Origin of the sequence: Nocardia sp. GP40, from assembly GCF_050434125.1 — a bacterium.
GTDB lineage: Bacteria > Actinomycetota > Actinomycetes > Mycobacteriales > Mycobacteriaceae > Nocardia > Nocardia albiluteola.
Window position 1 is genome coordinate 32,557 of the sequence record NZ_JBNPVW010000004.1, and the last position, 22,591, is coordinate 55,147.

Consider the following 22,591-nt stretch of genomic DNA (forward strand, 5'->3'; position numbering starts at 1 on the left):
GTTCCTTTGATCGTTGGAGATGTTCCGCGTTTCAGTCTCCGAGCACAGACGACCGTCCGGTACCCCTGAGTTCATGGGGCACGCAGGGGTGGGGGTAAATCCCGACTCGGAGTTCGGTGCCGCGGCGAAACTTGCCCGGAGCCCGTTCGATCGTGATATTGGCGCCACATACACTGTGGTCGTGACCCAGACGACCGCCTCTGTCAACTCGCAATCACTCGCCGAACTCGATCCGGAGCTCGCTACCGCGATGGCGGGTGAGCTCGCCCGGGAGCGCGACACCCTCGAAATGATCGCCTCGGAGAACTTCGTGCCGCGGGCGGTGCTGCAGGCCCAGGGCAGCGTCCTGACCAACAAGTACGCCGAGGGCTACCCCGGCCGCCGCTACTACGGCGGCTGTGAGCACGTCGACGTCGTGGAGAATCTGGCCCGTGAGCGGGTCAAGGCGCTGTTCGGCGCCGAATTCGCCAACGTCCAGCCGCATTCGGGCGCGCAGGCCAACGCCGCGGTGCTGATGTCGCTGATGAACCCGGGCGAGAAGCTGCTCGGCATGGACCTGGCGCACGGCGGTCACCTCACCCACGGCATGCGGCTGAACTTCTCGGGCAAGCTGTACGAGGTGCATGCCTACCAGGTGAGCAAGGAGGATCACCGGGTCGACATGGACGAGCTGCGCAAGCAGGCGCTGGCGGTGCGGCCGAAGGTGATCGTGGCCGGCTGGTCGGCCTACCCGCGGCACCTGGATTTCGCCGCGTTCCGCGAGATCGCCGACGAGGTCGGCGCCTACCTGTGGGTCGACATGGCGCACTTCGCCGGGCTGGTCGCCGCCGGGCTGCACCCCTCGCCGGTGCCGCACGCCCACGTCGTGTCCTCCACCGTGCACAAGACCCTCGGCGGTCCCCGCTCGGGCCTGATCCTGGCCAAGCAGGACTTCGCGAAGAAGCTCAACAGCGCGGTGTTCCCGGGCCAGCAGGGCGGTCCGCTGATGCACGCGATCGCCGGCAAGGCCGTGGCGTTCAAGATCGCGGGCACCGAGGAGTTCAAGCAGCGTCAGGAGCGCACCTTGGCCGGGGCGAAGATCCTCGCCGAGCGCCTGACCGCCGCCGACGTCAAGGACAAGGGCATCACGGTGCTCACCGGCGGTACCGACGTGCACTTGGTCCTGGTAGACCTGCGCAACTCGGTGCTGGACGGCCAGCAGGGCGAGGATCTGCTGCACGAGATCGGAATCACGGTGAACCGCAACGCCGTTCCGTTCGACCCGCGTCCCCCGATGGTCACCTCCGGCCTGCGCATCGGCACCGCCGCGCTGGCCACCCGTGGCTTCGGCGACGCGGAGTTCGCAGAGGTCTCCGACATCATCGCCACCGCGCTCGCGGGTGGTACGGACCTGGACGCACTGCGCGCCCGGGTGAGCAAGCTGGCCGCCGATCGCCCGCTGTACGAGGGCCTCGAGGACTGGCGCCTGCTGGGCTGAAGCTCTACCAGAGCACCAAACGACGCGCGCCGCCGGTGAGTTCCGGCGCATCGGCGGTGATCGTCGCGATCAGCTTGCGCGGTGCCGGATTCACCCAATGTCGTTGGGATCCAGTGGTTTTCAGAACCACGGTCGGTACCGTCTCGTTCCCGTCGGCGACCGAGCGCACGAAGGCCGCGGCCTCGGGATCGCCCCAGATATCGACCTCGCGGTGAACGATCCCGTGCCGGTTCAAGACCCGCCGCAGCCGGGCGCAATAGGGGCAGCCCGGCCGGCGGTAGACAACCAGCTCCGGGGTGGGGTTATCGGCCATACACCGGGAGTGTATTCGCCGACGGGGCCGCGCGGATGCCGGCCAGCCGTCCCGAGAGCTACGGGCTGCCGAGCTCGGCCGCTAACCGGGGAGCAGCGAGTCGTCCCATTCCCGAATCCGGAAGGACTTCACCAGGCCCTCGAGGATGAAGGGATCCTCCCGCGCGAACTCCTCCGCCGCCGCGCGCGTGGTGAAGATCGCCATGTTTCCCCGGTCGGTGAAGGGGCCGATGCCCAGGACGACGCCGCGAGCGATGAATCTGTCGACCACTTCCGACCCTCCATTGGTGTGGGCTCCGAAGACCCGCAGTATCGCACAAGGTCGTGACCGGCGGCTGCGCTCACAGCGGCGATCCGACGTCCACCTGTCGCGAGAATTCCTGCCAGCGTTCGACGGCATCGGCCAGTTCGCGGCTGACGTAGTCGAGGAAGCGGGCCATCTCGTCCAGGCGGGCGCCTGCCGGGGTGTGTGCGCCGAGGACTTCCGCGCCGTGCCGACCGGCCGCGACCAGGCTGTCGTTGGCCCGGATGCTGGCGATCGTCGCCCGGAGCCAGACGTGGTCGTCGACGACGTAGCGGTCGCGGCGGCCCGTATCGCGTTCGCGGCGAATGAGATCCTGTTCCTCGAGCGAACGCACAGCGGTCGATATCGTGGCCGGGCTGACTCGTAGGCGCCGGACGAGTTCGGCGGCCGTGCAGCTGCCGGAATCCCGGGCGTACAGGCAGGCCATGATCCGGGATGTCATGCGGGGCATGCCGGTCTGCATGAATACCTCAGCCAGTTCGTCGGTGAAGTCCGCGACCGGCCCTGAGTTGTCGCCGAATTCTGGTGCGGTGGAAGATATTTGCGATCTGTTCCGGCGTTGAGAGCGTAATTGTGTTGCGCGGTGGGCACGTTCGGCCCGGTAGCGGCCCGGGCCGCCATTGCGGGCGACCTCGCGGCTGACGGTCGAGGTAGGCCGGTCCAGTTGCCGGGCGATCTCGGCATAGCCGATGCCCTCGGCCAGGCCGGTCGCGATGCATTCGCGTTCGGTCAGGGTCATCCTGCCTCCGGGCATCGGAGCACTCCCTACGTAGTCGTATACGTACAAGTATGCGTTCATCGTCAGGTCATTGCAACCGACCGGGAAAATCGTTGCGTTTTGCCGCAGGTTCATTGCTCTGATGATTCGGCGTCTACCTGGTACTTGATGGTCAGAATCCAGATTTGGTATTGAGCACTCCGGCGAGTGAACCATAGCTTTCGGCACATAGTGAAAGTTTCCAGTGAGGAGTAACCGTCATGACCTCGTCGTCCGATCCGGTGGCCATGCCCACCGCCCGCCCCGTCGGCCGCCCCTTCGATCCGCCCGCCGGCTTCGCCCGGCTGCGCGAGCGGGGACCGCTGATCCGCATGCGGTTCCCGGACGGGCACCTGGGCTGGCTGGCGACCGGCCATGCCGCCGCGCGCGCCGTTCTGGCCGATCCGCGATTCAGCTCCCGGCACGAGCTCATGCACTACCCGCTCGCGGATCTCGGCGAGCTGCCGCCGACGCCGCCGGGCGACTTCCTCGGCCTCGACGGCGCCGACCATGCCCGCTTTCGCGAGCTGCTGACGGGCAAGTTCACCGTCCGGCGGATGCGGCTGCTCGGTGAGAGGGTCGAGGAGTTCACCACCGAACGACTCGATGCGATGGAAAAGCACGGCGGCCCAGTCGATCTCGTCGAACACTTCGCACGCCCGATTCCGGCCATGATCATCTGCGAACTGCTCGGAGTGCCCTACGCCGACCGCGGACGGTTCCAGGACGATGCGGAGGCGGTGAGCGACAATGCCCGCACCGTTGAGGAGCGGTACGAGGCATTTCAGCGAATTCTGGACTACATGACGGAACTCGTTGCGGCCAAACGCGCCGAGCCCACCGACGATCTGCTCGGCGATCTGACCGCGTCCGATCTGACCGAGGAGGAACTGGCTGGAGTCGGGACCTTCCTGCTGGGCGCGGGCTTGGACACCACGGCGAACATGCTGTCCCTCGGCACATTTGCACTGCTGCGGCATCCGGACCAGCTCGCGGCGCTGCGTGCGGATCCGGATCTCGCCGACCGGGTGATCGAGGAGCTGATGCGCTATCTGACCATTGCTCACACCACGTCCCGGGCGGCGCTGGAGGACGTCGAGGTGGCGGGGCGGTCGGTGAAAGTCGGTGAGACGGTGGCGATCTCGCTGCAGGCGGCGAACCGCGATCCGGAGAAGTTCGACGACCCGGACACCTTCGACGTCCTGCGCAACGCCGTCGGGCACGTGGGCTTCGGGCACGGCGCCCACCAATGCCTCGGCCAGCAGCTCGCCCGCGTCGAGATGCGAGCCGCCCTCCCCGCCCTGTTCGCTCGCTTCCCGTCGCTGCGGCTCGCAGTCGCCGCGGACGAGGTCCCCATGCGCGAGGATGGGGACGTCTATGGCGTGCACTGCCTGCCTGTCACCTGGTAGAAGGAGTAAATCCGATGAAGCTCATAGTGAATCGCGACATCTGCATCGGCGCCGGGATGTGCGTGCTGACCGCCCCGGCGCTGTTCGATCAGGACGAGGAGGACGGGAGGGTGCGGCCATTGGCTACGGCCGAGTCTCCCGAACAGCAGGCGGCGCTGCGTGAGGCGGTCGCCGTGTGCCCGTCGGGGGCGATACGCCTGGCGGATGACTGATCCCGCTCAGTCGCGAGGACGGCCGAGGCGCCCCGCCCACCGACTACCTTACGTATCGGTATCGAACGATCCTCGCAGGTGAATCGCGCCCGACCTATGGATGACGATATCGGGAGTTCTTGGTAGGCACCGCATTCGATCTGGGCCGATGTCTCCGGGCAGTGGCACGATGAGCTCGGAATGGCAGGCTCGACCGGGGATGGGGACAACAGCGATGACCGAGGTGGGGATTCGCCGCACGAAGCACAGGTCCGGCGAGCGGCCGGTGCGGGCGGTCAATACGTGGTTGATCGGGTCGGCGGTCGCGCTCGGGGCGTTTCAGCTGTTCGTGCTGCCATTGATCCTGCTGCCACGCGATGCGGCGTGGGGGCGGGCGCTGGTGGCTCCGGTGCTGCTGACCACGCCGTTCTGGTCGCTCATCCACGAGGCCATCCACGGCACCCTGATCCGCAGGCGGGCAGTCAATGACGCCTGCGGGCGGGTGCTCGCGGTGCTGTACGGCTCGCCGTTCGCGATGCTCGAGATCGGTCATCTGCTGCATCATCGATACAGCCGGACGCGGGAACGCACCGAGATCTACGACCCCGCGACGTCCAGCTGGGCGAGAACGGCGCCGGGGTATTACCTGCGACTGTGCGGTGGTCTGTACCTGCTCGAGGTCACGGCACTGCTGCTGGCCCTACTGCCGGTTCCGGTGGTGCGTGCACTGGGCCGACGGGTGGACGAGCCGAATTCCGTTGCGGGACTTCTTTTCGAACGTATCGTGCAGGCTCGGGTGCTCGTTCATCGTCTCCCTCTCGGATAACGCCTACCACTACGGCACCGACCTGGACGCGCCGCTGGAGGCGCTGAACCTGCGCCTGCCCCGCGCGCTGGAGCAGGCCGCCCTGAGTTTCAACCTGCACGGGGTGCACCACCGTCATCCGGGACTGCGCTGGTACGAGCTGCGCGAAGAGTTCCTGGGCGAGGGCGGGAAGTACGACCTCGGCTGGGCCACCGCCGCCGCACGTCAGTTCCAAGGGCCGATCGAACTCACGTAGGGATCTGCGTTCCCCCAGGGCTCGCGGACTCGACGGCGCCGTGAGCCTCGAGTCGGTCTGCCGCCGGAGCATGTTCGGTCGAACGCAGTCGGATGAGCCGGGGCACATGCTGATCGCCGAGGTGCCGCCGGGTTGGGCGCGCGCCTGCTGCATTACTTCCGGGGTAATCGCGCGGCGTCGTTCTTCCGGGCACTGTTGGTGACGTTCCGATCACAACAGATCCGAAGAGGGAGAACCCGATATGAGCATGTACGACGACGCGGCCCAACGCTACTTCACCGCGTGGAACGCGACCGGCGCCGAGCTGGCCGACGCGGTCGCCAAGGCGTGGACCGAGGAGGGCAGCTACGTCGACCCGCTGACCGACGTGCGCGGCCACGAGCAGCTGACCGCGGCCATCGCCGGCGTGCACGAGCAGTTCCCGGGCTTCGTGTTCCGACCGCTCGGCGCGGTGGACGGTCACCACGACACCGCGCGCTTCAGCTGGGAGCTGGTCGCCCCCGACGGCACCGCGCCGGTTGCTGGGTCGGACGTTATCGAGCTGGACGAGGACGGCCGCATCCGCGCCGTGCTCGGCTTCCTCGATCGCGTCCCAGCGTGATCGAATGACCCTCGCCGCGCGGTACGGTCATTTCATGACCACCGCCCCGCCGGGAGTCGGCCCGCTACTGCGCGAGTGGCGCAACCGCAGACGGTTGAGCCAGCTCGATCTCGCGCTCGCGGCCGACTCCTCGGCCAGGCACATCAGCTTCATCGAGACCGGCCGCTCGCGGCCGAGCGTCGAGATGGTGCTGCGCCTGGCCGACCACCTGGATGTGCCTGTGCGCGAGCGCAATACGCTGCTGGTCGCCGCCGGCTACGCCCCACATTTCCCCGAGCACTCCCTGGACGACCCGCACATGCGCGAGGTCCGCGCCAACCTGGAGCAACTGGCCAGGGCCCACGAACCGTTCCCGGCCCTGATTCTGGACGGCGCATACGACGTCGTCGCGGCCAATCGCAGTGTGGGGCTGATGCTTTCGGATGTCGCACCGGAGCTACTGAACCGCCCCAATGCCATGCGCCTGACACTGCACCCGCGCGGCATGGCGCCCCGCATCCGCAACTACGCCCAATGGCGCGGCCACCTCCTGCACCAGATGCGCCGCCAGCTGGCCCTGACCCGCTCGGACCGCCTGCGCGACCTCTACGAGGAGGTCGAGAGCTACCCGCCACCGCACAACTGCGGCGAGGAACTGGCGCCTGTCACCGCCGCACCCGCCCTGCCGCTGCTGTTCGAATCCGACGGGCGCGTACTGGCATTCATCTCGGTGATCGCGACTTTCAATACACCGATGGACATCACCGTCTCCGAGCTCGCACTGGAGACGTTCCTGCCCGCCGACAGCGAGACCGCCGCATACCTCGCCGAATAGCGCTCGCGGGCAACGTAATCCCGGTCTTTACACGCCGGGGCCCGAGGCTGTCAGCGGAGGGGGGCTTCGGGCTGCGGCGATGGTCGGCGAGCCGGGGCGGCGCTCGGACGGCCGCTCGGGCAACCACTGTGGCCTGCGCGTTCAGCGCATATGTGGCGAGCTGGAGACCCGAACTCGATAGGTCTGCTCAGGGGTTCACCGGGGTTCCCCGCCGCCCTTACTCTCAGGGCGGCGGGGGCGGGCCTCAGTCCTTGTGCACCAGCGGGCTCAGCGCCTTACCGGCGAGTTCCAGCACGCCCGGCTCGTGGCCGTTGGCGATCATGTTGACGATGACCCCGTCGATGCCGTGATCCAGGACGCGGCGCTGAATCTGCTCGGCGACATCGTCCGGGGTGCCGACGAACTGGCGGTCGGACAGGTCCATCGAGGCCTTCGCCTGGTGGTCGGCCTGGAATTTGCGAGCGCGGTCGCCGTCCTCGTCGATGATCGCGAAGGCCAGGAAGCTGGTCTCCAGCGTCTTGGGATCGCGCCCGTTCTCCTCGCAGCGAGCGTGCAGCGCCTCGACCTTGCGCGGCAATTCGCTTGCGTTGCAGATGATGTTGAGATGATCCGCGTACCGAGCGGCCATGGAGAAGGTCTTCTTCTCCCCGCCGCCACCGAGCATGATCGGCAGATCGTCGCGAATCCGCGGCTCGTTGATCGCCTCGCGGGTGTGGTACCACTTGCCGTCGAAGGTGGGCCGCTCACCGTGCAGCATCGGCGCAATGATCTGCAGCGCCTCCTCCAACCGCTCGAACCGCTCGGTGAAGGTACCGAACTCGTACCCGAAGGAGTTGTGCTCGAGCTCGAACCACCCCGCCCCGATCCCCAGCACCGCACGCCCACCACTCACCACATCCAGCGTGGTAACGGTCTTGGCCAGCATTGCCGGATTCCGATAGGTATTACCGGTCACCAAGGTGGACAACTGAATCCGCTCGGTCGCCGTGGCCAACGCCCCCAGCGCGGTGTAAGCCTCCAACATCGGCTCATCAGGCGCCCCCAGATTCGGCAACTGATAGAAGTGATCCATCACGAACGCGGCATCGAACCCCGCCACCTCCGCTGCCCGAGCCTGCTCGATCACCGACGGGAACAACTCCCGAGCCGACGCCGGATGACTGAAATGCGGCATCTGATACCCCAACCGAATCCGCCGCTTACCCGTCCCGGAACCCTGTGCGTTCGTCATGCGGACAACGCTATGACCTGGAGTGCACTCCAAGTCAACGCCACCGAACCAAGTTCGCTGTGAGCGAATCACCGCTTCATGCGCGGTGGGTGCGCGCCCAGAACGTGCATAAGGTACTGCTGACCTGGGCTGACCGACTCACTCCACCAGTTTCGCCAGCCATGCATCCGTATGTGGGCACTGGGCTCGAATCGCATCAATGCCCAGCTCGGCGACCGCCAGCGGCCCCTCGGTAACCTTCACGTACCCCGGCTGATACCGCAGCAGCCGCTTGGAGGGTGCGGTGGCTGGATCATTGTTGATCAGCTCGGGTCCGCCCGCACGAGCGATGTCATGGTGTAGCCGGTCCGACAGAGTCCTGTCGCCATACAGCTCTCCGAGTTCGGCGTGGGCGGCGAACACTCCATCTCCAGTCGGGGCCATGTGCTCAGCCCGCCGCGATGCGCACTCCCTACAGCCGGACGCTTGGTCTTGACGATGAACCACCCGACATACCAGCCCTGTGCACTCAGGTATGGCTGCAGGACTATCGGCCATTTCAGAGCTATTCGACGGAATGGACGACAAAACCAATCTACAACTGATCCAGGATCACTTCGGCACCTTGCGCACCGGCGCGGATAATGTGGTCAGTGCTGCGCAGAACATGGCCGACCCGGTCGCCGAATATCACACCGGCACCGTCTCGGTAAGTAACAGTATCTCGTCCGAGGCTTGGCGATCGCAGAGGACGATCTGACCGACGCGGCGAGCTCATGTGTTGTTGTTCGGATCGGGTTGAAATGAGGTCGTCGCACACCCAAGCGCCTCTACGGATGGCCGAAGATGAGTTCACGCCGGCGCGAACCTCAAGCGTGCTTGGTGAGGTACTCCACGTACAACGGTCGCAGGACCTCGGCGATGTCCCCGTCTCCGGCGTGCAGGTAGTCGTCCAGCATGGGCAGGACGTATTTGATGTCTGCTGCGCTTTCGTTCAGGTTGCCGATGGCTGCCTCGGCGGCGGGGATCTGTTCCAGGAGCTTCCAGAGGAAGCGGACGTCGCCGTGGCGGACGGCGTGTTTGACGGCGCGGTCGTGGAGGTCTTTGGAGGAGAGCTTTTCCAGGTCGGCAGCTTCGGGCATGAGACGACTCTATCGGTTTCGGGCGCGGGGTCCTCGTGCTGTGGGGGAAGTCGTGCTGCCATGGAGGTATGGCGCAGCAACCGGCGGTGGGCTTTCGGGTGAAGCGGGTGTATGACGAGCCTGATCCGGAGGATGGGTATCGGGTGCTTGTCGACCGGCTCTGGCCGCGCGGGGTCAGCAAACAGCGGGCGCGGATCGATGAGTGGATGAAGGCGGTGACGCCCTCGGAGGATCTGCGGCGGTGGTTCCACGCGGATCCGGATCATCGGGCGGCCGAGTTCGCGCGCAAGTACGGCGCCGAGCTTGCCGACGATGAGCACCAGGAGGCGCTGGCGCGCCTGCGGGAACTGGGCGAGGCGGGGCCGGTGACGCTGGTGACCGCGGTGCGAGACCCGATCCACAGCCATGTGACGGTTCTACTCGAGCAACTTCGCGCCTGAGGATCGCGGCCGGAGACATCGCTGGCGTCGCGGACAGCGCGGCCGCCGGCAGCGCGGCCGCCGGTAGCGCCGTTCCAGCGCGCGCCTCGGCAACGATCCGACCGGCGCCGGCTCTCATGACATCGGATGTCTCGGTGAGGGATCCGAGGGTGCCGGTGGCGGTTACCGCCGAGTCGAACCATCGGCCGCCGAGACCGGCAGGGCGCCAGCACAATCCGGCAGGGTCGCTCGCCGCCGCAGCTGCCCGGTGACGGGGCGGGCTAGGCATGGATCGTCTGCGCTGGACCGCGCTGTCTCCCGCCGACGTGCCCTGCACGAGATCCACCCCGCCCCAGTTCTTCCCGACCAGCCGGTCTGTCCGGCACGCACTCCTCATCGGCGCGGCGAGTCACCGCTAATTCTCGGCGTGTCGCGTAAATCACAGACCCTCGATGTCCCCTTCGAGGACCCGCCTGACCTGCGAAATCTCCGCCGCCGAAACCTCACTCCGCCCGTAGACCAGCCCGAGGCGTTAACGGGATCTTCACCAACATGCGAACAAACCGGCGAGCCTCAATCGGGAAACCGCAGTAACGTCGGATGTGCGGGCTGCGAAGGTGTGGCTCGTACGGGAGGTCCTGATCGTGACTGAGAACTTCAGTGCGAGGGGGCCGGCACCCGGCCTCCGGGTCATATGACCCCGGGGCGGACCGGCCCAGCGAGATAGGTCTGTACGGGTGTAGTACGGACAACAAAGGAGCCCACCGTGACTGATGCACGCTCCGTCATCGCTCCCTCGAATGCCCGCTCCACCACGAGCGGCGGCTCCGGAAAGGGAGCCCACACCTCTGGATCCGGCGCCACCGGATTGAAAACCTTTGTGATCGACACCTCCGTTTTGCTGTCGGACCCCTGGGCCGTCACGCGTTTCGGCGAGCACCGGGTGGTGCTGCCGCTGGTGGTGATCAGCGAACTGGAAGCCAAACGGCATCATCACGAGCTCGGCTGGTTCGCCCGCGAGGCGCTGCGCCTGCTGGACGATTTGCGCATCGAGCACGGACGCCTCGACGAGCCGATCCCGATCGGGACTGTCGGCGGCACCCTGCACGTCGAGCTCAACCACACCGATCCGGAGGTGCTGCCGGTCGGATTCCGTACCGACACGAACGATTCCCGCATCCTGGCCTGCGCGCTCAATCTCGCCGCCGAGGGCCAGACGGTGGTGCTGGTGTCGAAGGATATTCCGTTGCGGGTCAAGGCCGGTGCGGTCGGTCTGCACGCCGAGGAGTATCACGCGCAGGACGTGATCACCTCGGGATGGACCGGCATGACCGAGTTGGACGTCAGCGCCGAGACCGTCGACCGGCTGTACTCCGACTCGGTGATCGACCTCGACGAGGCCCGGGACATTCCCTGCCACACCGGAATTCGGCTGCTGGGCGCGAATGGCAGTGCACTGGCACGGGTCACGCCGGACAAACGGGTCCAACTGGTGCGCGGCGATCGGGAGGCGTTCGGGCTGCACGGGCGCTCGGCCGAGCAGCGCATCGCGCTGGATCTGCTCCTGGACGAGAGCGTCGGCATCATCTCCCTCGGCGGCAAGGCCGGAACCGGAAAGTCCGCGCTGGCGCTGACCGCCGGCCTGGAGGCGGTGCTGGAGCGGCGATCTCAGCGCAAGGTGGTGGTGTTCCGCCCGCTGTACGCGGTCGGCGGCCAGGAGCTCGGCTATCTGCCCGGCTCCGAGAGCGAGAAGATGGGGCCGTGGGCCCAGGCGGTCTTCGACACCCTCGACGGGCTGGCCAGTCCGGAGGTGTTGGAGGAGGTGCTCAGCCGCGGGATGCTGGAAGTCTTGCCGCTGACCTACATTCGCGGCCGATCGCTGCACGATTCATTCGTGATCGTCGACGAGGCGCAGTCGCTCGAGCGCAATGTCCTGCTCACGGTGCTGAGCCGGCTGGGCAGTGGGTCGCGGGTCGTGCTCACTCACGACGTCGCACAGCGCGACAACCTGCGTGTCGGACGGCACGACGGGGTCGCGGCGGTGATCGAAAAGCTCAAGGGGCATCCGCTCTTTGCGCACGTCACACTCACCCGGAGTGAGCGATCGCCGATCGCCGCACTGGTGACGGAGATGCTGGAGGAGTACGGCCCGCACGCCTGATCCGTTGCCCGGCTACCTACTTGGAGCCGGAAAGTGGCGCACCCTCGCTCCTGATCGGCTCGATCGGGAGCGAGGGAGTTCACCGGACATGGCAACTCTGCAGCATTCGTAATTCTCGGGAGGCGGCGAGTATATTTCGCCGGGATACCTGTTCGGCACGGTTTCTCTGAGCCCTCAGTGGTTCGCCGAAATTTAGCCGAACACCGGCTTCGGGTTGTCGGCGACACGGCGTCGCCGGCAGCCTCTCTCGAGAGGATGGACATGCACCACCTCGCTCGACGCACGGCCGCGACCACCATGACCCTCGCCGCGACGACCCTCTTCTTCACCGCCTGCAGCAGCAACAACGACGGTTCCTCGTCCAGCTCATCGTCCAGCATGACCACCGTTGCGGCCGCTGCCGCACAGAGCGGCGCGGCCGCCGGTCCGACCGAGACCAAGATTCAGACGCCGACCGGCGAGTTCACCATCACCGGACATCTGATGGCCAAGTACAACGAGACGGGCGGGGCGTCCAGCCCGCTCGGCCCGCCGACCGGCAACTCGGTCAGCGGCCCGAACGGCGGTTCCTGCCAGGAATTCACCGGCGGCGCCATCTGCTGGAGCGAGCCGACCGGGCCGCACGTGGTCTGGGGCGAGATCCGCAAGGCGTGGGACAACGACGGTGGCGTCAACGGCAAGCTCGGCTATCCGACCACCGACGAGAAGGACGTCGTCGGCGGCAAGGTGAGCGACTTCAGCGGCGGCACCATCAGCTGGGTGAACGAGAAGACCACGGTCACCCCGAAGTGACCGAAAGCTCGTCGAGGCGGCCCGGGAACGCACTGTTCCCGGGCCGTTATCGGGTACGCTCCCGTTTTCTGAGAACAATCTGTAGGTTAGCGGCGTGCAAACACTTTTAACCGACCGTGAGCTGCTGGAATCGCTTGCGCCGACGGTGGAGGACAATCTTCGGCGTCACATCGACGCCGCCGACGGCTGGCAGCCGCACGACTACGTGCCCTGGGACGACGGCCGCAACTTCGGGTTCCTCGGCGGAACCGACTGGGAGCCGGAACAATCCGAGCTCGGTGAGGTCGCGAAGGTGGCGCTGACCGTCAGCGTCCTGATCGCCGACAACCTGCCCTCGTATCACCGCGAGGTCGCCAAGTATCTGCGCACCGGTCCCTGGTGGCGGTGGATCGGCCGGTGGACGGCCGAGGAGAACCGGCACGAGATCATTATCCGCAACTACCTGATGGTCACCCGCGCGGTGGACCCGGTGGAGCTCGAGCGGATGCGGATGGCGCACATGACCACCGGATTCCGCCGCCCCGCGCTGCATCTGGTGGATGTGCTGGCCGCCTGCGCCTTCGAGGAGCGCGCCGCGGCGGTGCGGCACCGCAATACCGCCGAGCTGGGGGAGAACCTGATCGTCACCGCGATCGCCGACCGCATCGCCGCCGACGACGAGCTGCAGTCGGAGTTCTTCGCCAACCTGGTGTCCGCCGCCCTGGATCTGGCGCCGGATCAGGCCGTGCGCGCGATCGCGGATCAGGTGGCCGCCTTCGCGGTGCCCGAGCTCACCCTCGCCGACGGCCGCAGCAGCACGGCGGTCCTGGCGGAGGGGGGCATCTACGATCCCGCGCGCGAGCCCGAGCTGGTCTTCGCGCCGCTCCTGGCCCGCTGGAACGTCTTCACTCGCACCGATTTCGGCGAGGAGGGGGAGAAGGCTCGCACCGAGCTGTCCCACCTGCGCCGGTAGACGGTTGCTGGGGTGCGGGTGCCTGTCTCCGCATCCCGGCCCAGCCGGGAATGCACACCCGGCCTCGGGCAGGTGTGTGGATGACGACGTCGCGTGTGGCGATACCGGCTCAGCGGCGGCGCAAAGCGTTCCAGAGCCCTGCCGCGGTGCCGCGCACGAAATTCTCCCAGCTGAAATGGTCGTGCCAGAGGGTGATGCGGCCGTCGACGAGTTCGAATGTTCCGCACACCCAGAACGCGATCTCGACGGGCCCGGCGCGCAGATAATCGGTGCGCTCGGTCAGGACGGTGTCGCCCTCGGAGACGGGGCGGCCGTCCGATTCCATGGCGATGTGATGGATGTCGGCGCGGAAACCGAAGGAATCCCGGTTGAGTCCGCGCAGCAGCCCGCCGACGCGGCCCAGGCCGCGGACATCGGGCAGTGAGGTGTTTTTCCAGACGATATCGGGGTCGAGCAGATCGAGCGCCTCGTCCACCGCGCCCATCTCCAACGCCGCGAAGAACTCGCGCACCGTGGTGATCGCATCTTGCCGTAGCTCGGGTTTCTCGGACATGCTCCGACTCTAAGCCGCCTACGCGTCCGAAACGGTGGAAACGGTCCCGCCTCCCCGCGCCTTCAGCGTGTCGTTGCTTGCCACTGGCGTTGCTCGTCGGGCCGGCGGATGATGGCCTGGTTGCGGTGCAATCAAGGCGGCCAGGCCGTCGAGAATGCGGTCGATGCCGAAGTGCAGGGCGTTGTCGCGGGTCTCGGGCGGGCCCGGTTCGGTGAACGCGGCGAGGGTGTGCGGGAAGTCTGCGGCCCGGCTCGCCAGGGTCTCGGTGAGCTGGCGGGCCATCTCGGTCTCCAGGTCGCCGGTGTTGCCGCCGATGGCCGCCTGGGCCAGGGAGCGGGCGTGGCCGGCGAACAGGACCAGCGCGTCGAGGCGCTCGGGGCCGGTGAGGCCGCGTTCGGCCAGCGGTGCCAGGGCGGCCAGCGCCGCCTCCATCCAACCGATCTCGTTGGGGCCGAACAGCCGTGAGCGCAGGATGACCTCGAGCGTCCACGGGTGCGCGCGCTGCCATTCGAAGGTGGTCACCGTCCAGGCGCGCATCTGGGCCCGCCACGGTTCTTCGGTCGAATTCTTCGCCGTCGCAACAAGATCCGGGGCATTGCCCATCGCTTCGTCCAGCATCAGGGCGATCAGCTCGGCCTTGCCCGGCACATAGCGATACAGCGCCATCTTCGTGCAGCCCAGCCGTTCGGCCAGCCGCTGCATCGAAAGACTGTCCAGCCCTTCGGAATCCGCGAGCGCGATGGCCTCGGCGACGATGCGCTCCAGCGACAGCGAGGGCTTCGGCCCGCGCCTGGGCCGCCGCTGCGCGCCCCAGAGCAGTTCGAGGGCGGTCGGTCCGGTCATGTCTCCATCCTTCCCGAATTCGGGCTTGACGCCAAACTGTGTCCATCGTACGCTAAATTGCGTCCGACAGACACAGTTAAGAAACCGGAGCTCACCATGCGTAACAAGACCGTTCTCATCTCCGGCGCCAGCATCGCCGGCCCCGCCCTGGCCTACTGGCTGCACCGCTACGGCTTCGATGTCACCGTGGTTGAGCGGGCGCCGCGGCTGCGTCCCGGCGGCCAGGCCATCGACTTCAAGGGGCCCACGCACCGCGCCGTGCTCGAGCGGATGGGAGTGTGGGATGAGATCGTGCGGCAGCAGACCGGCAAGACCGATCTGGTGTTCGCCGACGACGCGGGGCGCGAATTGGCCGTGATGTCAGGCGATTTCCTCGGCGGTGATGTCGAGATCCTGCGGGGCGACCTGGCCCGGATCCTGTACGAGCAGACCGCCGGGACCTGCACCTACCTGTTCGGCGATTCGGTCGCCGCGCTCACCGAGACCGCCGACGGCGTGCACGTCGAGTTCGAGCACGCTCCGGCGCGCACCTTCGATCTGGTGTTCGGCGCCGACGGGATCCACTCGCGGGTGCGGCGCCTGGCATTCGGGCCCGAGCGGGACTACGTCCACCACCTGGGCTACTACTACGTCATCGCCGGGGACGCCGGACGGGGATACGACCCCGAGGAGCCGCGCGTGCGCAGGCGGGGGCAGGGCTACAACGAACCGGGGCGGCTGGCGGTGCGTGGCGGTTTCAAGGCTGCGCAGCACTATATCTTCGCCTCCCCGGAAATCGACATTCCCCGCGATGACGTTGCCGCGCAACAGCGCATCCTCGCTGACGCCTATTCCGAGGTCGGCGGTCCCGTGCCGGCAATGCTCGCCGAACTGCCCGGGCTGGACGACTTCTACCTCGATTCGATCAGCCAGGTCCGGATGAAGGGTCGGTACACGAAGGGCCGGATCGCGCTGATCGGTGATTCCGCGTACGGAAATACGCTGGGCGGCTTCGGAACCGGTCTGGCCGTCGTCGGCGCCTATGTGCTGGCCGGTGAGCTCGCGGCGGCCGGGGGCGAGCATGCCGGGGCCTTCACTCGCTACGACGAGATCATGCGCCGTAACGCCAAGATCGCCGGGAACTCCAATGCCGGGCGGTTCCTGGCGCCACGAACCGCGCGTGGCATCGCGATGCGTAACTGGTTCCTGGAGTCGCGAACCTTCGCGCTGATGACGAAGTACGCGGACAACGCGGCCAAGGATGCCGGCCTGAAGGACTACCCGGCGCTGGCGGCCGCCGCCGTGTAAGCGGCAGGAAATCAGATTTTTATTCGGAATCCTCCACCTTCGCCATGGACAGCACGTCCAGGCGGCGATCGAGCTCTGCGAGGGAGAGTTCGTCGCCGATCAATCCGCGGTCGATGACCGTCTGGCGGATGGTTTTGTGTTCCTTCAATGCCTGCTTCGCCACCGCGGCCGCCTCCTCGTAACCGATCGCCGAGTTCAACGGCGTGACGATCGACGGGGAGGATTCGGCCAGGTGGCGCAGGCGCTCGGTATCGGCGGTCAGCCCGCTGATGCACTTGTCCGCGAACAGCCGGGATACATTGGCCAGCAGGCGAATCGACTCCAGGACGTTGCGCGCCATCATCGGGATGTAGACGTTCAGCTCGAACGCGCCGTTGCCGCCGCCCCAGGCGACCGCGGCGTCGTTACCGATGACCTGCGCGGCGACCTGCGTAACTGCTTCGGGCAGAACGGGATTCACCTTGCCGGGCATGATCGACGAGCCCGGCTGCAGATCGGGCAGCTGGATCTCCGCCAGGCCCGTCAGCGGGCCCGAGCCCATCCAGCGAATATCGTTGGCGATCTTCGTCAGTGAGATCGCGACCGTGCGCAGCGCGCCCGACAGCTCCACCAGGCCGTCGCGCGCGGCCTGCGCCTCGAAATGATTACGTGCCTCGGACAATTCGTCCAGTCCGGTCGAATGCTGCAGTTCCGCAACGACCTTCGTGCCGAAACCGGCCGGAGCATTGAGTCCGGTGCCGACCGCGGTGCCACCGATGGGCAGCTCGCCCAGGCGCACCAAAGTCGCTGTGAGCCGGTCGATTCCGGCCTCAACCTGCCGGGTGTAACCACTGAACTCCTGGCCGAGGGTCACCGGGACCGCGTCCATCAGGTGGGTGCGCCCGGACTTCACGACCGTGCGCCACTCGGTTGCCTTGTCCAGCAGGCGGAGCCGCAGATGGTCCAAGGCCGGAATCAGATCCTTCACCACGGCCTCGGTGGCGGCCAGATGCGTTGCGGTGGGGAAGGTATCGTTCGAGGACTGCGACATATTGACGTCGTCGTTGGGGTGCACGGTGACCCCACGGGCCGCGGCCAGGCTCGCGATCACCTCGTTGGCATTCATGTTCGAGCTGGTGCCCGAACCGGTCTGGAATACGTCGATCGGGAACTGCTCGTCGTGCCTGCCGTCCGCGATCTCCCCGGCGGCGGCGATGATCACCTCGGCCTTGGCAGAATCGAGCAGCCCCAGCTCCCGGTTCACCGCCGCGCAGGCCGCCTTCAGCAGGCCCAGCGCCCGGATCTGCGCCCGCTCGAGCCCGCGCCCGCTGATCGGGAAGTTTTCCACCGCCCGCTGCGTCTGTGCCCGCCACAGCGCGTCCACCGGAACCTTGACCTCGCCCATGGTGTCGTGTTCGATCCGGAACTGCGTGTCGTCGCTCATGGTTCCGAGCCTAGGCCCGCCGGAACCTGTGTGGGTCCGCCGCGCGTGAGGACTTTCGCACAGGCCGAGGTGGAATAACGAGCTCCGTAGTGCTCGGCCGGCCGGGTGCTCGGTGAAAAAGTGAGCAATTGTTCCCGTGTGGTCCGAGGCTCAACCCACCTTGTTCTGCCGTGATTCCAATTGTCGCAGGCACCGCAGAACATTGCGGCTCTCCGGTAAAGCGAGTAGAAGATGAGCCCTCGATACTACTAGCATCGACCATATATCTTGTACGAACCAGCCTTCAGGGAAAAGAAGATGAGTGAATACTACCAAGGTGATCCGCAGCAGCTGATGGACGGCGCCGTGAAAATTCGGGGGCTGCACGATCAGTTGGTTGGACTCAGGTCGCAATTCCAGAACGCACACAATAGGTTGACCGAGGACATCCAGACCCCGCATGTGGGCGCAGTCCGACAACAATACGGCGACAATGTGCTAGGACAGTGGAACCAGTTGCACGGCTCGTTGCAGCAAATCTACGAGACGCTGCAGAGCAGCGGCGTCAATATGGCTGAGGTCGATCAGAGCGGTGCGGCCATGATTGTCAACCAGCCGGGCGGTGGCCTGGTCGGCGGGCCGGGCGGTGGTCCGGTCGGCGGCCCGATCGATGGGCCGGGCGGCGGACGTATCAATTTGTCGGGTATCTAACTGTAGATAACGAAGAAGGAGGCAATCATCATGGTTATGAGGGTAAATTTCCAGGGGGTCGACCAGCATATCGCTGCGACCCGCGATGCTACCGGTCGCACGCACGAAGCGCTGGGGCAGCTCTCGCGGCACGTAAACGATATAAGTGACATATATCAAAGCAATGCATCGAATGATTTCAAGGACGCTCATGCCGGTTTTCACGCGAACTCGACACAGCTTGTCGAGAATCTCAACGGCCACACCAGCGCGCTTAACGACGCGGTAGTCCAGTTTCGGCAAGTGGATAACGAAAATGGGGCGAGGTTCAGGGCGATCGGTGCCTAGTACTAGCCGCGAGGCCTCATGGCGCGCAGGGACTCCACGTCGAAGGGACCGGTGCCCAGGATCTGGTGCACCTCCCACTCGATGATCTCGATGCGGGCCTGCCGGTGCGCCGCCAAGGGGTCTTCGGCGGCGACGCGGGCCGCGTCGTCTCGCGAGTGCGCCCGCATCACGTACAGGCCGGTGCTGCGATCTCGCGCCGGTCCGGACATGACGACCGTGCCGTGATCGTGCTGCGAGCGCATCCAGCTCAAGTGCTGCTCGAGCAGTGGGTCGTCGGCATCGATCGGGTGCGGGTCGTGGCGAAGCACCAAATACCAGTTCACCGATTCTCCTCATCGAATGATTTAGCACGAGGTTGGTGCCGATGCCGCAGGTGTCGACGCGACCGCTATAGCTCCCGAAGAATTATTCTGTCTGCTGTTACCGTAGAGCCTGTCAGCCCGATTTAGCGAAGTTGAGCGGAATAATTCGTCCGATAGTGAATGAGGGCGTCATGACTGAACAACCACGGCTGGTGGGCAAACGGGCACTGGTCACCGGTGGCAGCAGGGGTATCGGTGCGGCGATCGCGCGGCGGCTGGCGGCCGACGGCGCGGCGGTCGCGGTCAACTACGTCGCCGACGCGTCCTCGGCCGATAAACTTGTCACCGAGCTGACCGGCAAAGGTCACCAGGTCGCGGCATTTCGCGCCGACATCAGCGATCCCGCCCAAACTCACGACCTGGTGGGGCGAGCGGTGGGGGCGTTCGGCGGCCTGGACATCCTGGCCAGCAACGCCGGTGTCGAGCACTTCGGCGCACTGCAATCCATCACGCTGTCCGACTTCGACCGAATCTTTCACATCAATGTCGCCGGGCAGCTGTTCGCCACCCAGGCTGCCGCGGAGGCGATGACCGGCGGCGGGCGGATCCTGCTGACCTCCTCGATCAGCGCCCGCATCGGCGTCTACCAGCACACCCTGTATGCGGCAAGCAAGGCCGCTGTCTCGGCGATGGTGCTCAACCTGGCGCCCGAGCTGGCCGAACGCGGCATCGCAATCAATGCGATCGCACCCGGGGGCACCGCCACCGACATGGCCGCCGAAGCCGGCGCGCGCTACACCCCGCCCGCATTGCGCGACGTCGCCGCCGATGCAGTCATCAGATCGATGAACGCCGTCGGCAGGCTGGCTGAACCCGACGAAATAGCCGCAGTCGCCGCGTTCCTACTGTCCCCGGACGCGTCCTACATCACCGGAGCTACCGTCGACGCGTCCGGGGGGTGGATGTAGTGGCCAAGGCGGTCAGGCCGACACGATAGGGCAGCACGAAAAACCGTCGATACAGCGCCACAATGGGTTTCGGAACGCGTGGCGGTCCCGATACCAGCGACGCGCGCAACACTCTGGCCGCATGATCGGCGGGCAATTCCACGGCCGTTACGGTCTCGACGTGTTTGCCGTGGCGCAGCGCCGCCTTCCCTTGTGCCGCACGCAGGTTGCGCACCCAGTTGACCGTTCCGTAGGCCGCCACCAGATACCGCCGGTCGTCTTGTTCGAACACCGCCAGCGGAGTTTCGATCGCGCGGCCGGTGCGACGCCCGGGCACCGTGAGGACACGGAAAGTCCACATCGGCAATCCAGCGCGTATCACGATCCGCATCCACGCGTTGGACGCCCTTACGCCCCACCATGCTCGATACGGCTTGGCCATGAATTCGAGTGTCCGCCTGTCTGGTGGCGTCTGCCACCGAATTACGGAACCATTGGTCTCATCTCTTGCACGACCCTTCAGGTGTGGCCCGTCCGCAATCAAAGGAGGAGTGATGAGCACGGAACCGAACCACGATGGTCAGCCAGACTTCGAAGCGCTGTACCGTGACGCGGCGTCGGAGCAGGATTCTCCTGCATCGATCCCCTGGGACATCGGTGGCCCACAGCCGGTGGTGCAGCAGTTGGTGGCCTACGGCGCTGTGCGGGGTGAGGTGCTGGACCCCGGAACCGGCCCGGGACATCACGCGATCCATTACGCGTCCAAGGGCTATTCGGCCACCGGGATCGACGCGTCGCCGACGGCGATCGAGCGGGCCAAGCGCAACGCGGAGCGCGCCGGGGTGAGGGTGAACTTCGAAGTGGCCGATGCCACCAGACTCGACGGCCTGGAGAATCGGTTCGACACCGTCGTCGACAGCGCGTTCTACCATGTGTTTCTCGACGACGAACAAACACAGACCCAGTACGTGCAGGCCCTGCATCGGGCCACTAAACCGGGGGCGCGACTGTTTATGTTCGAAATCGGGCGCCACAACGTCAACGGCCTTGCGCCCGAAGGTTTGCCAGCGGAGAATTTCGGCCGGGTGCTTCCCGCGGCCGGGTGGCGCATCGACTACCTGGGAACCACCACTTACCAGGGCACCTTCAGCCCGGAGACATTCACCCTGCTTACCAAGGAGATGAGCGGCAACTCGGGATGGGCTGAGCGGATGAAGCCGATGCAAGAACAACTCCAGGTCATTGCGCCGTTGCTGAAAAACAACCGGGTGCACCTACCGGTGTGGGCCGTGGCCGCCACCCGCCTCGACTAACTAGTTCGGCATCCGGGCCATACGGCCCCTATAGACCCTGCTGCCGAATGTGAGGGAAGCGCATCAGGTTGCCGGCGGTGGCGGTGGCAGCGCCGCCCCGCCCGCATCGACTCGGCTGTGGCGATGCGAGGAGGATCGTGCCGTCTGGACGAGCCAGGCACCGATCATTGCGGCGGTTTCGGTGATGACATTCTCATAGTCCGTATCGATCGCGTCGCCGGCGGTGAGCCGGTAGCAGATTGCGAGGCCGGCGTTGGATATCACGAAGGCCCTGGTCTCCAGTTCCTGTTCGGACAGTTGTCCCAGCGCATGCACCAGATACGTTTTGATGATCAGGCGAAGCCGTGGTTCGAACTCGGGCACACCCGCTCCCTGCAAGGTTGATTCGGCGACCAGCGCTCGCGTCAAACCGGCATGCATGGCCAGCGTGTTGCGACGCCCCGCACCGTGTGGATCACTCGCGGCGCGCCGTGTGCCTCCAGCTTGCGTCGCAGATAGGAGACGAACACATCGACCACGTTGGTGTCGGTGGCGAAGTCGTAACCCCAGACCGCGGACAGGATCTGCTCTCGGCTGAGCACGATGCCGACGTGATCGGCCAGCAGGGCCAGCACCTCGAATTCGCGCTTGGTAAGTTCGACCGGAATTCCGCTCGCGTGCACCCGATGTCCGGCGCGGTCGATCCGCACCTCCCCGAGCCGGCACAAATCGACCGGCTGCCCTATCAGCGGACGGCGGCGCAGGAGGGCGCGCAGCCGGGCGACGAGTTCGCCGAGATCGAAGGGCTTGGTGAGGTAGTCGTCGGCACCGCGCTCTAGGCAGGCGATGCGGTCGGTCACCGCGGTACGGGCGCTGAGCACGCAGATCGGAATGTCGATGGCCATCGCCCGCAGCGCCGTGACGACCCCCGCTCCGTCCAGGTCCGGCATGTTCACGTCCAGCACCATGGCGTCGGGTGTCGCCGTGCGGACCAGGCTCAGGGCCTCCGCGCCGCTACCCGCGGTAATCACGTCGAAGTCCGAGAGTTCGAGCCCGCGTCGCAGGGACACGAGCACTCGAGCCTCGTCGTCCACGATCAAGATCCGCTCTCCGGTCATGTGGCCACACTAGTGACGGACCCTGCCGAGTCCGAGGCGTGCCGTCATTGTCTTCTCGCTTTCGCGCCGAGGGCGCCGATCGGAGTTGATCGGTGAAAACGACTGTAGGAAGCGGATCTTCAGTGTTCGTTGAGCATTCGTTAGGGAATCATTAGAGAACTCGGTTCGGAACTACGGGGCACGCCCAGGATTACCCGAGGAGGTGGG

At 66.2% G+C, this 22,591-nt stretch carries 30 protein-coding genes; 17 read left to right on the top strand and 13 right to left on the bottom strand.

The features are described from left to right. The first annotated feature begins 181 nt into the window (after positions 1-181). Positions 182-1,477 carry a serine hydroxymethyltransferase gene (gene glyA, locus ABH933_RS13300; RefSeq protein WP_215917999.1) on the top strand — a complete coding sequence of 432 codons (1,296 nt, stop codon included), beginning with the start codon at positions 182-184 and terminating at the stop codon, positions 1,475-1,477. Between the two features lie 4 nt (positions 1,478-1,481). On the opposite strand, the gene ABH933_RS13305 is transcribed toward glyA, so the two are convergent. From ABH933_RS13305 to ABH933_RS13315, 3 genes are all read right to left on the bottom strand, one after another. Next, positions 1,482-1,790: a glutaredoxin family protein gene (locus ABH933_RS13305; RefSeq protein ID WP_429423128.1), complete on the bottom strand. Its 309-nt coding sequence runs from the start codon at positions 1,788-1,790 to the stop codon at positions 1,482-1,484. 81 nt (positions 1,791-1,871) lie between these two features. Beyond that, positions 1,872-2,060, bottom strand: a complete 189-nt coding sequence (locus ABH933_RS13310) for a YciI family protein (RefSeq protein ID WP_429423126.1) — start codon at positions 2,058-2,060, stop codon at positions 1,872-1,874. A gap of 70 nt (positions 2,061-2,130) precedes the next feature. Further along, positions 2,131-2,847, bottom strand: a complete 717-nt coding sequence (locus tag ABH933_RS13315; RefSeq protein WP_429423124.1) for a helix-turn-helix domain-containing protein — start codon at positions 2,845-2,847, stop codon at positions 2,131-2,133. Between the two features lie 224 nt (positions 2,848-3,071). Here ABH933_RS13315 and ABH933_RS13320 point away from each other — a divergent pair, with 224 nt between their 5' ends. The 6 genes from ABH933_RS13320 (at position 3,072) to ABH933_RS13345 (ending at position 6,926) form a co-directional block, all read left to right on the top strand. Further along, complete coding sequence (locus ABH933_RS13320) at positions 3,072-4,259, top strand: cytochrome P450 (protein WP_429423123.1); 1,188 nt, start codon at positions 3,072-3,074, stop codon at positions 4,257-4,259. A 14-nt stretch (positions 4,260-4,273) separates the two neighbouring features. Continuing rightward, positions 4,274-4,471 carry a ferredoxin gene (locus tag ABH933_RS13325; RefSeq protein ID WP_215918004.1) on the top strand — a complete coding sequence of 66 codons (198 nt, stop codon included), beginning with the start codon at positions 4,274-4,276 and terminating at the stop codon, positions 4,469-4,471. A 214-nt stretch (positions 4,472-4,685) separates the two neighbouring features. Then, positions 4,686-5,276, top strand: coding sequence for a fatty acid desaturase (locus ABH933_RS13330; RefSeq protein WP_429423120.1), 591 nt, complete (start codon positions 4,686-4,688; stop codon positions 5,274-5,276). Then, the gene (locus ABH933_RS13335; RefSeq protein ID WP_429423117.1) at positions 5,209-5,511 is read left to right on the top strand and encodes a fatty acid desaturase; all 303 of its coding nucleotides are present in this window, start codon (positions 5,209-5,211) and stop codon (positions 5,509-5,511) included. Before ABH933_RS13330 ends, ABH933_RS13335 begins: the two co-directional genes overlap by 68 nt. Positions 5,512-5,752: 241 nt before the next feature. Beyond that, a complete protein-coding gene (locus ABH933_RS13340) occupies positions 5,753-6,112 on the top strand; it encodes a nuclear transport factor 2 family protein (protein WP_308166640.1) in 360 nt (119 codons plus the stop codon). 34 nt (positions 6,113-6,146) lie between these two features. Continuing rightward, complete coding sequence (locus ABH933_RS13345) at positions 6,147-6,926, top strand: helix-turn-helix domain-containing protein (protein ID WP_429423115.1); 780 nt, start codon at positions 6,147-6,149, stop codon at positions 6,924-6,926. Positions 6,927-7,170: 244 nt separating this feature from the next. Here the strand turns inward: ABH933_RS13345 and ABH933_RS13350 are convergent, their stop codons facing one another. Next, positions 7,171-8,157: an LLM class F420-dependent oxidoreductase gene (locus tag ABH933_RS13350; RefSeq protein WP_429423113.1), complete on the bottom strand. Its 987-nt coding sequence runs from the start codon at positions 8,155-8,157 to the stop codon at positions 7,171-7,173. Positions 8,158-8,295: 138 nt separating this feature from the next. Continuing rightward, positions 8,296-8,559 (bottom strand): DUF4276 family protein, encoded by a 264-nt coding sequence (locus tag ABH933_RS13355; protein WP_429455031.1) that lies wholly within the window; start codon positions 8,557-8,559, stop codon positions 8,296-8,298. 154 nt (positions 8,560-8,713) lie between these two features. On the opposite strand from ABH933_RS13355, the gene ABH933_RS13360 reads away from it, so the two are divergent. Then, on the top strand, positions 8,714-8,896 hold the full coding sequence (locus ABH933_RS13360) for a hypothetical protein (RefSeq protein WP_429423109.1): 183 nt from the start codon (positions 8,714-8,716) through the stop codon (positions 8,894-8,896). Positions 8,897-9,005: 109 nt separating this feature from the next. Here the strand turns inward: ABH933_RS13360 and ABH933_RS13365 are convergent, their stop codons facing one another. Further along, positions 9,006-9,278, bottom strand: a complete 273-nt coding sequence (locus tag ABH933_RS13365) for a hypothetical protein (protein WP_215918009.1) — start codon at positions 9,276-9,278, stop codon at positions 9,006-9,008. A gap of 68 nt (positions 9,279-9,346) precedes the next feature. Between ABH933_RS13365 and ABH933_RS13370 the strand changes: the two genes are divergently transcribed. The 4 genes from ABH933_RS13370 to ABH933_RS13385 all read left to right on the top strand — a co-directional run bounded on the left by ABH933_RS13370 (position 9,347) and on the right by ABH933_RS13385 (position 13,602). After that, a complete protein-coding gene (locus ABH933_RS13370; protein ID WP_429423107.1) occupies positions 9,347-9,718 on the top strand; it encodes a DUF488 domain-containing protein in 372 nt (123 codons plus the stop codon). A gap of 847 nt (positions 9,719-10,565) precedes the next feature. Continuing rightward, positions 10,566-11,858 carry a PhoH family protein gene (locus ABH933_RS13375; protein WP_429423214.1) on the top strand — a complete coding sequence of 431 codons (1,293 nt, stop codon included), beginning with the start codon at positions 10,566-10,568 and terminating at the stop codon, positions 11,856-11,858. 261 nt (positions 11,859-12,119) lie between these two features. Further along, on the top strand, positions 12,120-12,650 hold the full coding sequence (locus ABH933_RS13380) for an LGFP repeat-containing protein (RefSeq protein WP_429423105.1): 531 nt from the start codon (positions 12,120-12,122) through the stop codon (positions 12,648-12,650). A gap of 94 nt (positions 12,651-12,744) precedes the next feature. Continuing rightward, positions 12,745-13,602 (top strand): acyl-ACP desaturase, encoded by an 858-nt coding sequence (locus ABH933_RS13385; protein ID WP_429423103.1) that lies wholly within the window; start codon positions 12,745-12,747, stop codon positions 13,600-13,602. 109 nt (positions 13,603-13,711) lie between these two features. On the opposite strand, the gene ABH933_RS13390 is transcribed toward ABH933_RS13385, so the two are convergent. Both ABH933_RS13390 and ABH933_RS13395 read right to left on the bottom strand, forming a co-directional pair. Further along, positions 13,712-14,155, bottom strand: coding sequence for a limonene-1,2-epoxide hydrolase family protein (locus ABH933_RS13390; protein WP_429423101.1), 444 nt, complete (start codon positions 14,153-14,155; stop codon positions 13,712-13,714). An 18-nt stretch (positions 14,156-14,173) separates the two neighbouring features. After that, entirely contained in the window at positions 14,174-14,998 is an 825-nt protein-coding gene (locus tag ABH933_RS13395; protein WP_429423099.1) for a TetR/AcrR family transcriptional regulator, read from the bottom strand. 96 nt (positions 14,999-15,094) lie between these two features. Here ABH933_RS13395 and ABH933_RS13400 point away from each other — a divergent pair, with 96 nt between their 5' ends. Further along, positions 15,095-16,285, top strand: a complete 1,191-nt coding sequence (locus ABH933_RS13400; protein ID WP_429423097.1) for an FAD-dependent monooxygenase — start codon at positions 15,095-15,097, stop codon at positions 16,283-16,285. 19 nt (positions 16,286-16,304) lie between these two features. Here the strand turns inward: ABH933_RS13400 and ABH933_RS13405 are convergent, their stop codons facing one another. Beyond that, positions 16,305-17,708: a class II fumarate hydratase gene (locus tag ABH933_RS13405; protein WP_429423095.1), complete on the bottom strand. Its 1,404-nt coding sequence runs from the start codon at positions 17,706-17,708 to the stop codon at positions 16,305-16,307. 297 nt (positions 17,709-18,005) lie between these two features. On the opposite strand from ABH933_RS13405, the gene ABH933_RS13410 reads away from it, so the two are divergent. After that, the gene (locus tag ABH933_RS13410) at positions 18,006-18,398 is read left to right on the top strand and encodes a WXG100 family type VII secretion target (protein WP_429423093.1); all 393 of its coding nucleotides are present in this window, start codon (positions 18,006-18,008) and stop codon (positions 18,396-18,398) included. Between the two features lie 36 nt (positions 18,399-18,434). Then, positions 18,435-18,725, top strand: coding sequence for a WXG100 family type VII secretion target (locus ABH933_RS13415; RefSeq protein ID WP_429455044.1), 291 nt, complete (start codon positions 18,435-18,437; stop codon positions 18,723-18,725). Between the two features lie 2 nt (positions 18,726-18,727). Here ABH933_RS13415 and ABH933_RS13420 read toward each other — a convergent pair whose 3' ends face one another. Beyond that, positions 18,728-19,048 carry a YciI family protein gene (locus tag ABH933_RS13420; RefSeq protein ID WP_429423089.1) on the bottom strand — a complete coding sequence of 107 codons (321 nt, stop codon included), beginning with the start codon at positions 19,046-19,048 and terminating at the stop codon, positions 18,728-18,730. 170 nt (positions 19,049-19,218) lie between these two features. Here ABH933_RS13420 and ABH933_RS13425 point away from each other — a divergent pair, with 170 nt between their 5' ends. Continuing rightward, positions 19,219-19,995 carry an SDR family NAD(P)-dependent oxidoreductase gene (locus tag ABH933_RS13425; protein WP_429423087.1) on the top strand — a complete coding sequence of 259 codons (777 nt, stop codon included), beginning with the start codon at positions 19,219-19,221 and terminating at the stop codon, positions 19,993-19,995. Here the strand turns inward: ABH933_RS13425 and ABH933_RS13430 are convergent. Then, positions 19,964-20,416, bottom strand: coding sequence for a nitroreductase family deazaflavin-dependent oxidoreductase (locus ABH933_RS13430; protein ID WP_429423085.1), 453 nt, complete (start codon positions 20,414-20,416; stop codon positions 19,964-19,966). The genes ABH933_RS13425 and ABH933_RS13430 overlap by 32 nt on opposite strands. 112 nt (positions 20,417-20,528) lie before the next feature. Here ABH933_RS13430 and ABH933_RS13435 point away from each other — a divergent pair, with 112 nt between their 5' ends. Further along, positions 20,529-21,287 (top strand): class I SAM-dependent methyltransferase, encoded by a 759-nt coding sequence (locus ABH933_RS13435; protein ID WP_429423083.1) that lies wholly within the window; start codon positions 20,529-20,531, stop codon positions 21,285-21,287. A 63-nt stretch (positions 21,288-21,350) separates the two neighbouring features. Here ABH933_RS13435 and ABH933_RS13440 read toward each other — a convergent pair whose 3' ends face one another. Together ABH933_RS13440 and ABH933_RS13445 are read right to left on the bottom strand one after the other, a co-directional pair. Continuing rightward, positions 21,351-21,650, bottom strand: coding sequence for a hypothetical protein (locus tag ABH933_RS13440; protein ID WP_429423081.1), 300 nt, complete (start codon positions 21,648-21,650; stop codon positions 21,351-21,353). A 41-nt stretch (positions 21,651-21,691) separates the two neighbouring features. Next, positions 21,692-22,384, bottom strand: coding sequence for a response regulator transcription factor (locus ABH933_RS13445; RefSeq protein ID WP_429423079.1), 693 nt, complete (start codon positions 22,382-22,384; stop codon positions 21,692-21,694). Positions 22,385-22,591: the final 207 nt, after the last annotated feature.

Excerpts from the sequence above, each read along its gene's own strand:
- ABH933_RS13400 (WP_429423097.1), top strand. The coding sequence starts at position 15,095 with ATGCGTAACAAGACCGTTCTCATCTCCGGCGCCAGCATCGCCGGCCCC.
- ABH933_RS13330 (WP_429423120.1), top strand. The coding sequence starts at position 4,686 with ATGACCGAGGTGGGGATTCGCCGCACGAAGCACAGGTCCGGCGAGCGG.
- ABH933_RS13380 (WP_429423105.1), top strand. The coding sequence starts at position 12,120 with ATGCACCACCTCGCTCGACGCACGGCCGCGACCACCATGACCCTCGCC.
- ABH933_RS13360 (WP_429423109.1), top strand. The coding sequence starts at position 8,714 with ATGGACGACAAAACCAATCTACAACTGATCCAGGATCACTTCGGCACC.
- ABH933_RS13315 (WP_429423124.1), bottom strand. The coding sequence starts at position 2,847 with ATGCCCGGAGGCAGGATGACCCTGACCGAACGCGAATGCATCGCGACC.
- ABH933_RS13405 (WP_429423095.1), bottom strand. The coding sequence starts at position 17,708 with ATGAGCGACGACACGCAGTTCCGGATCGAACACGACACCATGGGCGAG.
- ABH933_RS13305 (WP_429423128.1), bottom strand. The coding sequence starts at position 1,790 with ATGGCCGATAACCCCACCCCGGAGCTGGTTGTCTACCGCCGGCCGGGC.
- ABH933_RS13370 (WP_429423107.1), top strand. The coding sequence starts at position 9,347 with ATGGCGCAGCAACCGGCGGTGGGCTTTCGGGTGAAGCGGGTGTATGAC.
- ABH933_RS13445 (WP_429423079.1), bottom strand. The coding sequence starts at position 22,384 with ATGACCGGAGAGCGGATCTTGATCGTGGACGACGAGGCTCGAGTGCTC.
- ABH933_RS13350 (WP_429423113.1), bottom strand. The coding sequence starts at position 8,157 with ATGACGAACGCACAGGGTTCCGGGACGGGTAAGCGGCGGATTCGGTTG.
- ABH933_RS13435 (WP_429423083.1), top strand. The coding sequence starts at position 20,529 with ATGAGCACGGAACCGAACCACGATGGTCAGCCAGACTTCGAAGCGCTG.
- ABH933_RS13320 (WP_429423123.1), top strand. The coding sequence starts at position 3,072 with ATGACCTCGTCGTCCGATCCGGTGGCCATGCCCACCGCCCGCCCCGTC.
- ABH933_RS13390 (WP_429423101.1), bottom strand. The coding sequence starts at position 14,155 with ATGTCCGAGAAACCCGAGCTACGGCAAGATGCGATCACCACGGTGCGC.
- ABH933_RS13365 (WP_215918009.1), bottom strand. The coding sequence starts at position 9,278 with ATGCCCGAAGCTGCCGACCTGGAAAAGCTCTCCTCCAAAGACCTCCAC.
- ABH933_RS13415 (WP_429455044.1), top strand. The coding sequence starts at position 18,435 with ATGAGGGTAAATTTCCAGGGGGTCGACCAGCATATCGCTGCGACCCGC.
- ABH933_RS13430 (WP_429423085.1), bottom strand. The coding sequence starts at position 20,416 with ATGGCCAAGCCGTATCGAGCATGGTGGGGCGTAAGGGCGTCCAACGCG.
- ABH933_RS13425 (WP_429423087.1), top strand. The coding sequence starts at position 19,219 with ATGACTGAACAACCACGGCTGGTGGGCAAACGGGCACTGGTCACCGGT.
- ABH933_RS13395 (WP_429423099.1), bottom strand. The coding sequence starts at position 14,998 with ATGACCGGACCGACCGCCCTCGAACTGCTCTGGGGCGCGCAGCGGCGG.
- ABH933_RS13410 (WP_429423093.1), top strand. The coding sequence starts at position 18,006 with ATGAGTGAATACTACCAAGGTGATCCGCAGCAGCTGATGGACGGCGCC.
- ABH933_RS13340 (WP_308166640.1), top strand. The coding sequence starts at position 5,753 with ATGAGCATGTACGACGACGCGGCCCAACGCTACTTCACCGCGTGGAAC.
- ABH933_RS13325 (WP_215918004.1), top strand. The coding sequence starts at position 4,274 with ATGAAGCTCATAGTGAATCGCGACATCTGCATCGGCGCCGGGATGTGC.
- ABH933_RS13345 (WP_429423115.1), top strand. The coding sequence starts at position 6,147 with ATGACCACCGCCCCGCCGGGAGTCGGCCCGCTACTGCGCGAGTGGCGC.